We start from the raw sequence: 14,058 nt of genomic DNA, 5'->3' as shown, positions 1-14,058 counted from the left end.
ATTTTATCGGGGTGTGTAGAACCTGGGAAATGCATCCTGCCAAAACACTCGGAGGCAGGCTGCATCTTACGGACAATTCGCCAAGATTACGCTAGCGTTGTTGTTAGCAACTGCTCAAACCATGATTCTGGCCACAGACAAGCGTTAACAGGGGCAGGCCCACCCGCATCTATACAGCTCCAAATAGAGCCAATCATTAATAGCCGCACCGGACAGTGGTATGAAACTTATCCGCAAAACTATCAGACGTGCCAGTCTTTGGTATCTACAGCTTTGGGAAAGTATCACCGGCAAAACCCAGCAGCGAATACATCAGCTACAACAGAGGCTAGAGATATCGCAGCAAGAGAACCATGCCCTAGCACAGCAGCTGCAAGAGATGAGCCGTCAGCTGGTTGCCCTACGTCAGGAGCACGACCAGTCTCAACAGCGTCAGGAGACATCGCAGCAACACAGCCATACACTACAGCAACGGCTACAAGAGACAGCCCAACAGCTGCTCGAATCTCGACAGCGTCAGGTTGACCTAGAACAGCAGCTACACGTGATTCAGGCTCAGTATAAGCAAACGAAACAGTCTTTTAACACGACGGTCAAGCAGCTCCAGGCAGATGTGAAGCAATCCCAACAAACCAGCGCTGATTTCGAAGAACGTTGGCTAGACACCCACAAGAATTATCTCGCCCTCCAAGAGCAGCAGACATCGCTCCGGCAAGAATATACGGCCTTTATCAATGTTTCTGACGATGAAATTCAAAAATTGGAAACAGCCATAGAAAATCAGCAATCCGAGCTGGGGAGCTGCTACGTTGAGCTAGGTAGGGCCAGGGCTCAGGTCATGGCGGAAGCCCATAACAGCGAGGAGCACCTACCTGCGCCACCGTCCCTCGATCTATCAACCTGGAAGATTGCCATGGTGGGGGGACATGAGAACATGACGCGTGGCGTGTCTGAAAAACTGCAGCAGCAGTACAGACTCAAAGAACTCATCCAGATCCCGCCGGATAAGATACCGCAGCAGCAGCTCAGGCCAAAATTGGAAAACTGTGACCTAATCATTTTGATTATTGGATACATCAATCATCCACTGGCACAGTCCATCAGTCAGCTTAAGGACAGGAATGCCCTCAAGGGAGAGCTGCTATGGGTCAACAGCCTGGGTGTCAGCGGTGTCATGCGAGAGGTTATCGGCTTTATCGAGACAAGTCAAAGCGATTGAACACCCCAGACCCGTCCATAGCCTCTCTAAATCCAGCCGTTGGCAACGCCAACGAGCAAACCAACACGAAATAGCTGCCAGCCGATAAAGGCAATCAACAGGACAAAAATAATCCGATTGGTCACGTCTTTGGGTGTACTCATATCGGGGTTATAAGCAATTAGACATTTTCCTTCACTATAGTGTTTCTTTTTGAAACGGGTGGGATGGCAATCGTTGAGTTTATTTGAAAGAATCGGGTTTCGGACAACCGCCGCCTTAGGATAGGGAACGTTGACCCAGTACCTAATGCACTCCCACCATGGCAGACTCCCTTCCTTCCCTGGCCAGTTTAGACATGCAGCCCTACCTTGTAGACGGTGAACTGCCATCAGGACTAGCTGGCAAGGTGGGCATTTACGCCATCTTTGACCAGGCGGAATCGCTGCAGTATGTGGGTTACTCACGGGATATTAGCGTGGGCCTCACCCAGCACCTGGTGCGCTGTCCGCAGCAGTGCCACTGGTTTAAGGTTTATACGGTGGCCCGTCCTAGTCGCACACTCCTGGACGAAATTCGTAACGCCTGGCTGAGCGAATATGGTTCGGTACCACCTGGCAATAGCGATCAGCAGCTGATGTGGGAAAAGCCGATTGATGCCAAGGTCTTTATGACGGATACCGAGCGAGATGCGATCGCAAATGCCGAGCCTGCCGATACCAACAAACTGCTCAAAAAGCTTGCCCGCCGTGTAGAAGCTGATGTTAAAGCCAGCGTCGCCGCCCGAGGTGCCCAGATTCCCATTAAGTTCAATCCCAAACTTAAGGAACAGGGCGTGCTAGCGCTGAAATAGCACTAACTCAGAGTGCATCTGGATCTATCGACTTGCTAGGGAATAGCAGGACAAAAAAAGAAACCGACCCATGGCCGGTTTCTTTTGCTCAGGTATTTAGTCAGATACTCAAATATCAGGTATCGACCTCACGGCTCAAAACTAAAAGACAATGCCAAAGGCAGTCTCCAAAATCCGCTGCATAATCTGCATACCCGTGACAGCCTGCCAGCCAAAGAGACCAACCAGCACAACATTGATACTAATGTGAGTGAGACGAGCCGTTTCATTACCGCGCTGCATTAGAGGCACTAAGGAGGCTGCGATCGCAATTAGCCCAGTCATACTTAGACCCGCTAACAGATGCGGCCCTACAAACAGCTTGCCATTATTGATATAGGTCACCGCCATGCCACCGATGGTACCCAGAACCATCAGCGCCAAAATAATCGAGCCCATCTGATGGTGTTTAATGGAAAACTTGCCTTTGATCAGAGCCTTCTTTTCTTCGCCGCTGGCATAGCGCACCTTGCGGCTTTGAAAGCCCAAATACATGGCATAGATCGTGAGACCAAACAAGGCCCACATTAAAAGTGGATGGAAAAAATTGAGATAAGGCTTAATTGCCTCAAGGGTATCAGGGCTCATCGTGGGTTAATTTCGTAACGCGTCATAAAACTTAGTATATGGTGCCCCACACCATTCGACTGTTGTATTTGAGCGATTTTCACTGATGGGCAACGCCGCTTGACCACTGCAGCGACGGTCAAACAAGCCAATGCACTCAGGTTATTTCGAAGGAGATTTGTCAAAATAATCACTATTGGGACACCTCGATACCGCATCACCCCATGATTTTGACCCGTTATTCCTATTCACCATGACGGCAATTAAACGGTTTGCACTGCTGCTAGCAGTGGGCTTCTCCATGACGCTGTTGCTCGCCACACTGCCTGGGCAGGCAGTTACACCGGAGCGTCCTGACCACATTGTGCAGACAGGCGAGGCCAACAATGATACGCCTGAGCAGACAGCTGAGCCCGCCGACCCAGCAGATAACAGCGGCGAGACTACCGAGACTACCGAGCCGACTGAAGCTGACCCGGCAGAAGAACCAGAGGCTGCCTACGACCCGGAGGCCGCCGCCCTAGAGAATGAAACCTGGTTTCAACGAGAACTTATTATCGAAGCCGACCGACTGTATCTCGCTGGAGACATTGCAGCGGCTGAAGCTATCTACCGCGAAGCTAAAACCTTTGGCTGGCGAGATGAAGACGATCTCGAAGATATCCCGGCCCAGCCCTTTCGTGACCCGGAGCAGCTATCGCCTGGAGGTGCCGTCTATTGGCGTGAGGCAGCCCGTGGCATTGAGGCCGGGCGTGAATCTCAAACGCTGGTTTCCCTGGGCTTAATCACGGCAGAAGTGCCTGCTTTTATTCCCGGTCATGTGCGCTACGCGGAGCTGCTGCAAACCTACGAGCGTCCCGATGAGGCCGAGGTTGTCCTCGAAAAGGCGCTCACACTCTATCCCTACGATCCGGATTTGCTCAGCGCCCAGATTGAGCTGATGATGACCCGTGAACAGTGGATTGAAGCGTCTATTGCTTCGCGTCAGTTTGCTCTGCTCAATGCCGACCATCCGGAGGCAGAGCATTATGCGGGTCTGGCGGAGGAAAACCTGCGTCGGTTTAAGTCTGCCACCAATGCGGAAATTCGTAATAATGCGATCGCAAATATCTTCACCGGAGCCGCTGGCTATATTCTCACTGGCGGCCTGTACGGTCCCTTTACCGCCCTCAACTCCAGCCTAATCCTACTCCAGGGCGAAAAATCCTTAGGAGAATCCGTAGCCGCCTCCGCCCGCGACCAGCTACCCCTTTCCGAAGACGAAGAACTGCTGGGCTACGTACGCGGTATTGGGAATAAACTCGCTGCTGTCGCTGGCCGCGACGATTTTGACTACACCTTTGACGTCGTTCTCGATCGCAACCTCAACGCCTTTGCCCTCCCTGGCGGCAAGATTTTTGTCAATTCAGGAGCCATCCTCGACACAGACTCCGAAGCTGAGCTAGCCGGTCTACTAGGCCACGAGCTATCCCACGCCGTCCTCTCCCACGGCTTTCAGATCGTCACCAAAGGCAACCTGACCGCCAGCCTCACCCAGTACTTACCCTTGCCTGGTATAGTCACCAACGCCATTGTCTCCGGCTATTCTCGTCAGATGGAACGCCAGGCCGATATTGTCGGCACCCAAATCCTGGCATCTAGCGGCTACGCTGCCGATGGTATGCATGGCCTCATGTTGGCACTAGACGAACGCTATGGCGACCGGCAGGTGGTGCCGTGGATGTCATCCCACCCAGCCCCCCAAGAGCGGGTCGATTATCTACAAGCCATCGTCGAAAATGGCGGCTACAACCGCTATGCCTATGAAGGCGTCCTTGACCATGAAGCTATCCAAACGCGGGCCGAGGCCGAGCTAGCGGCCTATGAGGCTGAAAATGGTGAGACCGTTGAAGATGACACCGTGGCCAATGATGAGGACATCGAAGAAGCCGTTGAAGAGGTGCGGCAGGAACAGGCTCCGGAGAGTGAAACTGGGTCTGATGCACCAGACACCGTAGAGCAGGAAGAAAATCTGCAGTGAGGCTCCAAGCTGAGAACAGCGATGGGATACACTGGCAGCCATGGAAATTCAAAATTTGCGCTTAGCCAAATACTTGACTGCAGGCACATCTTTTTTACTCCTGGTCCTGGGGGGTGGTCTGTGGCCCTTCACCTGGTGGGATATGTATGCAAGTGGCGACTACGCAGCACCTACCCAAGTGAGTCGTCTTGAACTTCATGTAGTAGACAGTGCAGGGCAGCAGCATATCCTACGCCCTATGGACCTGTATACATTAGATGACGATTCGTCTCCTCAAAAACCTGGACATCAACTCGTTCAAAATGCGGTGGATGAAACCAACCCAGACCAAGCAGGCCACCGCTCCCACCTGACTCGTCAAATAGAATTTGTCCTTGATTCTAAGGTTGAGCGGATTGAAATCTGGCACAAGCTCTGGGATGTCGATTTTGATCAACATCCCCCAATTGCTATTGACCAACCTGCCCAAACTCATCTTATTGACGACTTTGCGGCCCATCCGCTTGACTAAAAGATCTAAAGATCTTTTGATAGCCTCCATGAACCGCTTCCAGAGTCTTGAGCGTCGCTATAGTCTATGGCTTACACGTCCAGCCAAAAATGCGGCTGGACGCATGGGGCTCTACCGCATTGTGTACAGCCTTTTTTATCTGTGGTTTCTCGCCCAACTACGGTTTACTGAGCTGAGCCTGGTGCCCACAAGTCAATGGCGGCCCACTATTTTATTTAGCGGACTATCTCCACTGCCAGGAGCGGCCTACCCTGCAATGGAAATCCTGCTGGTCATCTCGCTGGTTTTACAGCTAATAGGGTACAAAACCCGCATCGCGAATTTGATGGTGCTGATCATGGGGTTCGCTCTGGCTGTCTTTCGCACCGGGCTGTTAGTGGAAGACCGTACCCTCGTGGTTACGGTCTTCTATGTGCCCTTGTTTATGTTGTTTTCTAACTGGGGAGCCACCTACTCTATAGATGCGCTGCTCAGACAACAACAAGGGCAACCGGTCGTGGATCCCAAAACGTCTTCCTGGCATTACATCTGGCCAACTCGTGGGCTGATGGTGATCTTGTCGATGTTGTTTCTATCTGCAGTTATTGAAAAACTCATCAGCCTAGATTGGCTGGTGAATCCTCGATTTGTCGGGGACTTTTTGCTCGTCAAGGGAGTCTCCAGCTATCTCAGCAATGGGTTTCCTGTCAGTCCTCTGGGGCCTAAACTAGGCCAGCTAGATGCATTTATCATTCCGGCCCAGTACGTCATCCTGCTGTTTGAGGCGGCCTTTGTCTTAGTGCTGTTTAGTCGGATAGCCCAAGCCTTAATCTTTCGATTAGCTCCGATTTTTCATAGTTTCAACACGTTGCTGTTGGGTATTCCATTTATCTCAGTTTTGAGTATCTATGCAGCGTTTCCAGACTGGCAAACGCTGTATGAACGGTTCTATCCCCAGCTGTTGAAAATCAGAGGCTTAGCCAAACTGCCATCGCCCCTACTGAGTCTGGGTTCAGTGGGGCTGGCCGTGCTAGTGGGTCTTCTCTGGAATACCACGCCCATCCCCCGTCAGATCTTCGGTCTCTTTGGGATATTTAGCTATCACACCCTCTGGTTTGGCCTACTACCGTTTGTAGTGCTCTGGATTTTGAGCCCCCTCTGGCAGCGGGACAAAAACCACCCGTCCTTATCAATCCATGAACGACTATAGCCCTAGTCTCTAAATGATGACCGGCGTAAGTGTCCACCCTAGATTTATTTCGAAATGTAACCTATTCGGCCCCTGTCAGCGACCCGACGTCAGCGACCTTGGTACACTAATATCCACATACGTTGCCAGCTTTTTATCAATTTACTGGCTCGATATCCGAATGCGGTTTCATAGCGCTTTAACCATAAATATCTTGATAGAGGACTCATGGTAGATTCCCTAAGGAAACCTCAGGAAAAGACTCAATTTGACGAGCTACGGCCTGGGGTTAAGGCACCTTCAAAGGACACGATCCTCACCCCTCGCTTTTATACCACCGACTTTGACGAGATGGCCAAGATGGACATGTCCGTCAATGAGGATGAGGTACGAGCCATCATCGAAGAGTTTCGTGCTGACTATAACCGCCATCACTTCGTGCGGACCGATGTGTTTGACCAGTCTTGGGAGCACATCGACGGTAGAACACGTGAGCTTTTCATTGAATTTCTAGAGCGCTCGTGTACCGCTGAATTTTCTGGTTTCCTACTTTACAAGGAGCTAGGCCGTCGTCTCAAGGACAAAAATCCCCTTCTAGCGGAAGGCTTCAACCTGATGTCCCGCGATGAGGCCCGCCATGCCGGCTTCCTCAACAAGGCGATGTCGGACTTCAACCTGCAGCTAGACCTCGGCTTTTTGACGAAGAGCAAGAGCTATACCTTCTTTAAGCCTAAGTTCATCTTCTATGCGACTTATCTGTCTGAGAAGATTGGCTACTGGCGCTATATCACTATTTTCCGTCACCTCGATTCCCATCCTGAGAACCGGATTTATCCCATCTTCCAGTTCTTTGAGAATTGGTGTCAGGATGAGAACCGCCATGGTGATTTCTTCTCTGCCATCATGAAGGCCCAGCCTCAGTTTTTGAATGACTGGAAAGCTAAGCTATGGTGTCGTTTCTTCCTACTGTCGGTGTTTGCCACCATGTTCTTAAACGACATTCAGCGCAGTGGGTTCTATGCATCGCTGGGTTTAGATGCCCGTGAGTATGATATTCACGTCATCAAGAAAACTAACGAGTCAGCGGCTAAGGTCTTTCCGGTGATGCTAAATGTGGAGCATCCTGACTTCTTTAAGCACATGGATACGGCCTCTGACGCAAGCCTTAAGATTTCTGCCATTGGCAAGTCTGAGCAGCCTAAGCCTATCCAGGTACTACGTCAGCTCCCCCACATCGCCACTATCGGAGTGAAGATGATCCAGCTGTACTTTATGAAGCCCATCGACATGGCTGCCACTCGCGGCGTTGTTCGTTAGCAACCCAGAGTTTGAAAAAAACTGATGTTTGAAATAATGAGCTGGTGATATGTCCACCAGCTCATTATTTTTTAGCCACTATTCTCGAGATACCATAGGGCTAAACCACCGCCGCGCCCACGAGCCGCAATGCCTGAGTCAGTCACCCAAAAGTATTTGAAAAAGGCCTGTTCTTTAAGGGTCTGCCGATAAAACTCCTGGTCAGCGGCTTCTGGTTTAATCCGCCCTTGGTAAAGGGTCAAGCCACCAATGGCAATCTGTATCTGAGTAAAATCAAAGGCCAGGCAGCCAGTTTTAGGCCAAAACTTAACAGGCCCTGTGAGCTCTAACTTGAGTTGCCCCAATCTCACAGAGTTTTGAACTGATCCTTGCTCTCCCTCATGAGCCTGATATGTCAGCTGAATCTTAACGATTTTAGGCAAATAGCGCCCTGCTCCCAACGCTACACCTGCTTTTTTTCGCGTCTTTTTGGTGCCTGTAATGAAGTGCAGCCGCCAGGTGCCGACAAGATTATTCAGGGCGTATCTGGCCTTAGTGCTCTTTTCTGTGGTCTGGAGCGCCGTCACTAATTCGGGGGCGTTGGGCCGCTCAGCTGCTCCTGTTTGCTGGGCACTGACCGCTCGCTCTAAAACCGCTGCACTCTCATTCATGGTGTCTATGCTGATGGGACGGGGTTTAGAAAATGGTCAAGTCTAAATCAGCGTCGTTTAAACCATCGGTGCCGACTAGCTGAATGCGAACGTTGAGATAGCGATCGCAATAGATCTTACACTGCTTGTAGCGGGGATTGGGGCTGCCAAAAATCGCATCTTGCTCCGCGTAGCCCTTCAGCAGATCAATCCGATCTGCTTCCGAAAGCATCTTCAACTGGTCCTTGGAGGTTGATACGGTCATAATTTACTTATCTGAATGATCTCAGCAAAAACTATCTTTTAGGCTAGGGCGAACTTCCAAGTAGATGAAAGACTCTCCCAAAAAACTTAAGCTCCTAGCCTAAAACCGGCTGCTTCCCATCGTCCGTCCCCAAATCTGTTTACATGCTGACAAAATTCTCAGCTGATGTTCACATAGCCCTGTTAAGCTGAGACGACCTAATTTCTGTCTAACACTCTCTGCGATGGTCAGCTACCGGCTCGAGCGCCTTCACCTCGAAGTCACCAACGTTTGCAACTTCAAATGTGACTTTTGCCCAGATGCCATTATGGAACGCAAACGTGGCCATATGGACCTGGAGCTTTTAGAAACAATCCTCGACGAGATTGCAGAACATAATCTGGCCAAGATCCTCGCCTTTCATCTCATGGGCGAACCTTTGATCTATCCCCATATTTTCACAGCCATTGACATGGCCCTAGAACGCGGAATCAACCTGCACCTCACCACCAACGGCAGCACCTTTCACCTCTTCCCCAAACATCGTCAACGGCTGATTGCCTCCGGTATTCCCAAGGTCACCATTTCTCTACAGACGCCCGACCCAGTTACCTTTATCATCCGGGGTGCCCCCCCTAAGCTCAAACCCGAACAGTATTTTGATGGGATCACCCAGTACGTGAGAGAAAACCTCGCCCATCCCGACTCCCAGACCCGCGTTCATCTCAAGTTTTTAGACACCACCCCCCATCCGTTTTTGGTGCCCCACAAGCAAATGCACGTGGTCGAGGGCAAGGCCCAAATGCAACAGGAGCTAACAGCCTGGGCCGATCGGCTGCTAGCAGACTGTGCAGAACGCCCTGGCGATGATCAGCTTCGGCAACGCATCGCTCGTCATAAGCCCGGTCGGTGGCAGGTGATTGAACTCACCCCCAAACTCGCTCTAGAGACATTTCCCCTCGATAGCTGGGGCAATGTGGAAAGCGAAGAAGTGATTCCGGCCAAATTTGGCTACTGCAACGGCACCTCAGACCAAGCCGGTATTTTATACGATGGCACCGTTGTCCCCTGCTGCAAGGATTACGACGGTCAAATTCCCCTCGGCAATTTACAAAATCACGCTTTAAGGGACATTTTAGATACTCAACAGCCCGCCTGCGGACTGCGGCAAGGCTTTGATCAATTCAAAGTCACTAATCCTGTCTGTCAGCGGTGTATGGGAGCTGATACAGCCCAAAAGGCTTTACTGCGGCAGGTGGGTTCAGTTGCCTACTTTAAAGTCTACAACCCGATCATGAAGCAGTTACAGCCCGGTTGGGGAGAGGTCTAAGGACAGGTGCTGACCTCAGTACAGGTTCAAATTGCTAGCAAGGCCAGCGGCTTCATAACTGGGGAAGCGCCATAGCAGCGGTAGAATGAGATATAAGTTTTTATTGCCTCAGATGCCATGGTACGGCGACTCATACAGGATTTCTTGCACTGGCTGCAGCACATATTAGCTCAGGTAAGAGGATCAAACGACAACCACCAGCCGCCAGCACCCCAGCAACGATTACCGCCATCTCAGCAACATCGAGAAGCCCCTGATTCTCAGGAGTCATCCCACTCAGTTCCGACTCCGATTCCCTCCTACGAACAGCCCAACGAACAGCTGGACACAGAGTCTTCTACCTCAGAACAGCCGGTCCAGCCTACAAATCCAACTTCCGCTAAGGAGGCCAGGGAAGCCTCAGAGTCGAACTTCCAGGTGTTACTGAGCGACTATCAATATTCTCCTAACCCAGCCATACAGGATCTCAGTCACCAGCTATCCCAGCCTCCCCCACAGACAGAGGCACAACCGACCGCAGCACCAAGTAAATCACAGCCAGATTTCTCGGATATAGACTTACCGGCTTCAGAGACCAGGCTGCCTACAAAGCCTGGCCCTCTCCCCACATTTCCGGCAAGCAAACAAGAGAGTTTGCCGACAGAACAATCAGCCACCAGCATCATTGATGGCATCTCTCATATCAGTGATGCTAACTCTGCCGAAACCAATATAGCCCCTCTACGATCTACTTCCACGCTCTCAGAAACCCCTGGCACTGACTCTAAAAGCATTACAAAACAGGGGGTGGTGAAATTATTATTCAAGCTAAAACAGAGCAATCACCATGGCTATATTGAGCCCAAGGATGGTTCCAAGGATATTATTTTTCATCAGAAATACATTGGTCATGAGATTTTTGGCCAGCTGGAACGAGGCATGGAGGTGGAGGTGACCGCTCACATTACCGCAGGCAAAGCCTACGCAGACCATATTCGTATTTTATGACCAGGCGCTCCCTAGCATCATAAACGGCCTCTTGTATCCCCAAAAGCCCATCTCGTATTAACGTAGAGGAGCACCTGCGCCATTGTTGAGAAGGAGCCCTAGGATGATTCAAGCTGTACGCACATCAGTGGATTGGAACTTGATGGCTGACCAAGCCTTAGCGGGTCAGGTGCTTGATCATCAAGATGCCCTGAGGGTGCTGCAGGCAGATGACACCGAACTGCTGGCACAGTTGGCAGCGGCTTATAAGGTACGTCATTGCTACTGGGGCAATCGGGTGCGGCTCCACTTTTTGCTCAATGCCCAAAGCGGCCTATGTCCTGAAGACTGTCACTACTGTTCCCAGTCAAAAATTTCAACAGCAGAGATTGAGAAATATCCGCTGATGGCAAAGGACAGGATTTTAGCCGCTGCCGACCGTGCCCATCAGCTCAAAGCCGGTACATTTTGTATGGCGATTTCAGGTCGTACCCCGTCTTCTAAAACATTTGACCAAATTTTAGATGCGGTACGGGCGCTCAAAGCTGACTATCCCATGCGGGTGTGTACCACCCTGGGTCTGTTGAACGAAGACCAGGCTCACCAACTCAAAGCCGCCGGGGTAGATCGGATCAATCACAACCTGAATACGGCTGAAGCTCACCATGATGACATCTGCACCACCCATGGGTATCAGGATCGCCTAGCCACAGTCAAAGCGGTCCAAGCCGCTGGTCTAACCACCTGTTCTGGCGGCATCTTGGGTATGGGAGAATCCGACGAAGACATCATTAACCTGGCTCAATCTTTGCGGGAGCTGAATGTCACCAGCGTGCCTGTGAACTTTTTGATTCCCATTGAAGGCACCCCCTTCGAGGCTCGTAGCGAGCTAACTCCCCAGCGCTGTCTGCGGATTTTGTGTCTATTCCGGTTTTTGTTACCCTCCCAGGAAATTCGGATCGCGGGAGGTCGAGAAGTGCATTTGAGATCGCAACAACCCCTCGCCCTTTACCCAGCCAACTCTATTTTTGTCGGCGATTACCTCACAACAGCAGGACAAAGTGCCAAAGCAGACTATGCCATGGTGCGCGATGCCGGCTTTATTCTGGAAGCCCCCGACGGCAGCCCACTCACCAAGTTTGATTGATAACTGTTAGTTGATGTAAATCGGTAAAACATAGATAATAGTAATGTGTTTGAGACTACACTCGCTAGCTTTTAGCCCACTACTCTAGGTTTATCCATTCACCCATAAGCGTGCTGCAACTTCAGACATAACCATCAACGGTCATCGTAATTTTGTGTCATCCGTCTATGGCAGCCATAAACCTTCCTTAAAGGGTTGGAAAATCCTGCCGATCACCGTGTTGTATACCTGTATTAAAAAGGCATACTAGAGCGATACATGTCCGATAGTTGTTTCATAATGCTGTTCATGTCTTGATGTATGCCCCACCCACCGCTGCCCCTTAGCCGTTAGACACTTCACTACACACTTGCTATGACCCGTCGTATTTTTATTGGTGATATTCATGGCCATTATGACGGTCTCATGCGACTACTTGAAGCCGTCGATCCAGGGCTCAAAGATGAAATTTATTTCGTTGGCGATCTGATTGATCGCGGCCCCCAAAGCCGTCAAGTTGTTGAGTATGTGCGGACAAATGGCTATCGGTGCGTCATGGGAAACCACGAGCAGCTACTGCTTGAAGCCTTCCCCAACGGTGAAGCCCACATGCCTGCTTTCCAAGGCTGGTTATATAGCGGCGGGCAGTCTACACTCTCTAGCTACACTAGCGTAGACGAGCTTTTTGACCACCTCAGCTGGATTAAAGACCTGCCCCTATATCTTGATCTAGGTGATATTTGGCTGGTTCACGCAGGGTTAAATCCCCAGCGCACCCTAGCAGAACAAACTAGCCATGAATACTGCTGGATTCGGGACATTTTTCACAGCCATAAACAGGCTTATTTTCCCGACAAGCTGATCATCACGGGTCATACCATTACCTTCACACTCCCTGGCATTGATCCTGGAGAAATCGCCAAGGGCCCCGGTTGGCTCGATATTGATACGGGTGCCTATCACCCTAAAAGTGGCTGGCTAACCGCATTGGATGTCGATAACGGCATGGTATATCAGTTCAACGTATTTAATAATATGCTGCGGATCCGGCCAAGCAACGAGGCGGAAGCCATGGTGGTCCAGCACAAAATCAAACAGCGTTCCAGTCAGCTGGTATCCTAAGCTGTTCTACAAACGCCTTAGACAGAAACATCAGAGGACTTAGGAATATTCATAAACATGCGGGCAAGACTATCGCGGCGGATCGGTTTGCTCAGATAGTCATTCATACCGACTTTCAGACAACGGGCACGATCTTCTGAGCTAGCATTGGCTGTCATGGCAATAATCCATGGCTGAGGAATCTTTTGACCCAGTTGACGAATGCGGCGGGTTGCTTCTACACCACTCATTTGAGGCATCCGCATATCCATCAGCACAACATCATAGGCCCCCTGCTCTACGGCTGCGATCGCAGCCCCTCCAGTGGCCACCGTGTCGGCTTCGTGCCCCAATAGCTGCAACATATGCTGCGCCACCCGCTGATTCACCGGGTTATCATCAGCAACCAGCACCTTCCACCCGATAGCCGACGGCACCGACTCGTCTATCGATAACTGCACGTCCGCCACGTGAGCAGGATGAATCTGCCTCAAGGCTCGATAGAGTGATGACTGTTTGATCGGCTTCCAGACAACCGCGATGTCACCACAGTCATCCTGGCATATATTCTCCTGCAAATTCGCCAATAGAATCAATGGCATCGCCGGTTTATCCATGGCTCGTCGCAACGAGTCCACCGCACTCAGACTGTCGATCTTTGTGATCGCAGCATCTAAGATAGCCCCATCAAATTCTTGTCCTTTCTGTATCAGCAATAATGCATCAGCCACACTACGGCTAAAGACAACCTCAATATCTAACGCCTCTAACTGCCAGCCTAAACTCGTGCGCCGCGTCGTATTTTTATCAATGACCAACATACGTTGATGGGCCCAACTCGTCAGAGCCGCAGGCGGTTCCGGCTGAACAGCGACAGGATCCACCTGGGCACGAATTGAAAAGAAGAACGTACTGCCTTTATTCAGCTCACTTTCAACCCACAAACGCCCCCCCATCGTTTCAGCCAGACGTTTACTAATGGTCAACCC

14 protein-coding genes are annotated in these 14,058 nt (G+C 50.8%); 10 read left to right on the top strand and 4 right to left on the bottom strand.

All coding sequences use genetic code 11. The features are described from left to right. Window positions 1-220 precede the first annotated feature (220 nt). Together IQ260_RS06870 and IQ260_RS06865 are read left to right on the top strand one after the other, a co-directional pair. Window positions 221-1,219: a hypothetical protein gene (locus IQ260_RS06870; protein WP_193992079.1), complete on the top strand. Its 999-nt coding sequence runs from the start codon at window positions 221-223 to the stop codon at window positions 1,217-1,219. Between the two features lie 301 nt (window positions 1,220-1,520). Then, window positions 1,521-2,051 carry a GIY-YIG nuclease family protein gene (locus IQ260_RS06865; protein ID WP_193992077.1) on the top strand — a complete coding sequence of 177 codons (531 nt, stop codon included), beginning with the start codon at window positions 1,521-1,523 and terminating at the stop codon, window positions 2,049-2,051. A gap of 141 nt (window positions 2,052-2,192) precedes the next feature. Here the strand turns inward: IQ260_RS06865 and IQ260_RS06860 are convergent, their stop codons facing one another. Beyond that, window positions 2,193-2,678 (bottom strand): DUF4079 domain-containing protein, encoded by a 486-nt coding sequence (locus IQ260_RS06860; protein ID WP_193992075.1) that lies wholly within the window; start codon window positions 2,676-2,678, stop codon window positions 2,193-2,195. 232 nt (window positions 2,679-2,910) lie between these two features. On the opposite strand from IQ260_RS06860, the gene IQ260_RS06855 reads away from it, so the two are divergent. The 4 genes from IQ260_RS06855 to acsF all read left to right on the top strand — a co-directional run bounded on the left by IQ260_RS06855 (window position 2,911) and on the right by acsF (window position 7,673). Next, on the top strand, window positions 2,911-4,677 hold the full coding sequence (locus IQ260_RS06855) for a M48 family metallopeptidase (protein ID WP_193992074.1): 1,767 nt from the start codon (window positions 2,911-2,913) through the stop codon (window positions 4,675-4,677). Between the two features lie 40 nt (window positions 4,678-4,717). Next, window positions 4,718-5,188, top strand: a complete 471-nt coding sequence (locus IQ260_RS06850; protein ID WP_193992073.1) for a hypothetical protein — start codon at window positions 4,718-4,720, stop codon at window positions 5,186-5,188. Window positions 5,189-5,216: 28 nt separating this feature from the next. Beyond that, window positions 5,217-6,377 carry a hypothetical protein gene (locus tag IQ260_RS06845; RefSeq protein WP_193992072.1) on the top strand — a complete coding sequence of 387 codons (1,161 nt, stop codon included), beginning with the start codon at window positions 5,217-5,219 and terminating at the stop codon, window positions 6,375-6,377. Between the two features lie 207 nt (window positions 6,378-6,584). Further along, complete coding sequence (acsF, locus tag IQ260_RS06840; RefSeq protein WP_193992071.1) at window positions 6,585-7,673, top strand: magnesium-protoporphyrin IX monomethyl ester (oxidative) cyclase; 1,089 nt, start codon at window positions 6,585-6,587, stop codon at window positions 7,671-7,673. 71 nt (window positions 7,674-7,744) lie between these two features. On the opposite strand, the gene IQ260_RS06835 is transcribed toward acsF, so the two are convergent. Together IQ260_RS06835 and IQ260_RS06830 are read right to left on the bottom strand one after the other, a co-directional pair. Then, the gene (locus IQ260_RS06835; RefSeq protein ID WP_193992070.1) at window positions 7,745-8,323 is read right to left on the bottom strand and encodes a PAP/fibrillin family protein; all 579 of its coding nucleotides are present in this window, start codon (window positions 8,321-8,323) and stop codon (window positions 7,745-7,747) included. 25 nt (window positions 8,324-8,348) lie between these two features. After that, window positions 8,349-8,567, bottom strand: a complete 219-nt coding sequence (locus IQ260_RS06830; RefSeq protein ID WP_193992069.1) for a hypothetical protein — start codon at window positions 8,565-8,567, stop codon at window positions 8,349-8,351. A gap of 223 nt (window positions 8,568-8,790) precedes the next feature. Between IQ260_RS06830 and IQ260_RS06825 the strand changes: the two genes are divergently transcribed. The 4 genes from IQ260_RS06825 (at window position 8,791) to IQ260_RS06810 (ending at window position 13,090) form a co-directional block, all read left to right on the top strand. Then, entirely contained in the window at window positions 8,791-9,876 is a 1,086-nt protein-coding gene (locus tag IQ260_RS06825) for a radical SAM/SPASM domain-containing protein (protein ID WP_193992067.1), read from the top strand. A 117-nt stretch (window positions 9,877-9,993) separates the two neighbouring features. Then, window positions 9,994-10,863 (top strand): cold shock domain-containing protein, encoded by an 870-nt coding sequence (locus IQ260_RS06820; protein WP_193992065.1) that lies wholly within the window; start codon window positions 9,994-9,996, stop codon window positions 10,861-10,863. A gap of 103 nt (window positions 10,864-10,966) precedes the next feature. Continuing rightward, a complete protein-coding gene (gene bioB / locus IQ260_RS06815) occupies window positions 10,967-11,989 on the top strand; it encodes a biotin synthase BioB (protein ID WP_193992063.1) in 1,023 nt (340 codons plus the stop codon). 354 nt (window positions 11,990-12,343) lie between these two features. After that, entirely contained in the window at window positions 12,344-13,090 is a 747-nt protein-coding gene (locus tag IQ260_RS06810) for a metallophosphoesterase (RefSeq protein WP_193992061.1), read from the top strand. A 17-nt stretch (window positions 13,091-13,107) separates the two neighbouring features. On the opposite strand, the gene IQ260_RS06805 is transcribed toward IQ260_RS06810, so the two are convergent. Next, the coding region (locus tag IQ260_RS06805; RefSeq protein WP_193992060.1) for a response regulator at window positions 13,108-14,058 on the bottom strand (951 nt) is incomplete at its 5' end.

Source organism: Leptolyngbya cf. ectocarpi LEGE 11479 (assembly GCF_015207065.1).
Taxonomy (GTDB): domain Bacteria; phylum Cyanobacteriota; class Cyanobacteriia; order Phormidesmidales; family Phormidesmidaceae; genus Leptothoe; species Leptothoe ectocarpi.
Note: the sequence above shows the minus strand (reverse complement) of the source record. Positions and strands in the feature narration are given on the sequence as shown.

Bases quoted from the DNA above. Each gene is read 5' to 3' on its own strand.
- IQ260_RS06870 (WP_193992079.1), top strand. From the start codon at position 221: ATGAAACTTATCCGCAAAACTATCAGACGTGCCAGTCTTTGGTATCTA.
- IQ260_RS06865 (WP_193992077.1), top strand. From the start codon at position 1,521: ATGGCAGACTCCCTTCCTTCCCTGGCCAGTTTAGACATGCAGCCCTAC.
- IQ260_RS06860 (WP_193992075.1), bottom strand. From the start codon at position 2,678: ATGAGCCCTGATACCCTTGAGGCAATTAAGCCTTATCTCAATTTTTTC.
- IQ260_RS06855 (WP_193992074.1), top strand. From the start codon at position 2,911: ATGACGGCAATTAAACGGTTTGCACTGCTGCTAGCAGTGGGCTTCTCC.
- IQ260_RS06850 (WP_193992073.1), top strand. From the start codon at position 4,718: ATGGAAATTCAAAATTTGCGCTTAGCCAAATACTTGACTGCAGGCACA.
- IQ260_RS06845 (WP_193992072.1), top strand. From the start codon at position 5,217: ATGAACCGCTTCCAGAGTCTTGAGCGTCGCTATAGTCTATGGCTTACA.
- acsF (WP_193992071.1), top strand. From the start codon at position 6,585: ATGGTAGATTCCCTAAGGAAACCTCAGGAAAAGACTCAATTTGACGAG.
- IQ260_RS06835 (WP_193992070.1), bottom strand. From the start codon at position 8,323: ATGAATGAGAGTGCAGCGGTTTTAGAGCGAGCGGTCAGTGCCCAGCAA.
- IQ260_RS06830 (WP_193992069.1), bottom strand. From the start codon at position 8,567: ATGACCGTATCAACCTCCAAGGACCAGTTGAAGATGCTTTCGGAAGCA.
- IQ260_RS06825 (WP_193992067.1), top strand. From the start codon at position 8,791: ATGGTCAGCTACCGGCTCGAGCGCCTTCACCTCGAAGTCACCAACGTT.
- IQ260_RS06820 (WP_193992065.1), top strand. From the start codon at position 9,994: ATGGTACGGCGACTCATACAGGATTTCTTGCACTGGCTGCAGCACATA.
- bioB (WP_193992063.1), top strand. From the start codon at position 10,967: ATGATTCAAGCTGTACGCACATCAGTGGATTGGAACTTGATGGCTGAC.
- IQ260_RS06810 (WP_193992061.1), top strand. From the start codon at position 12,344: ATGACCCGTCGTATTTTTATTGGTGATATTCATGGCCATTATGACGGT.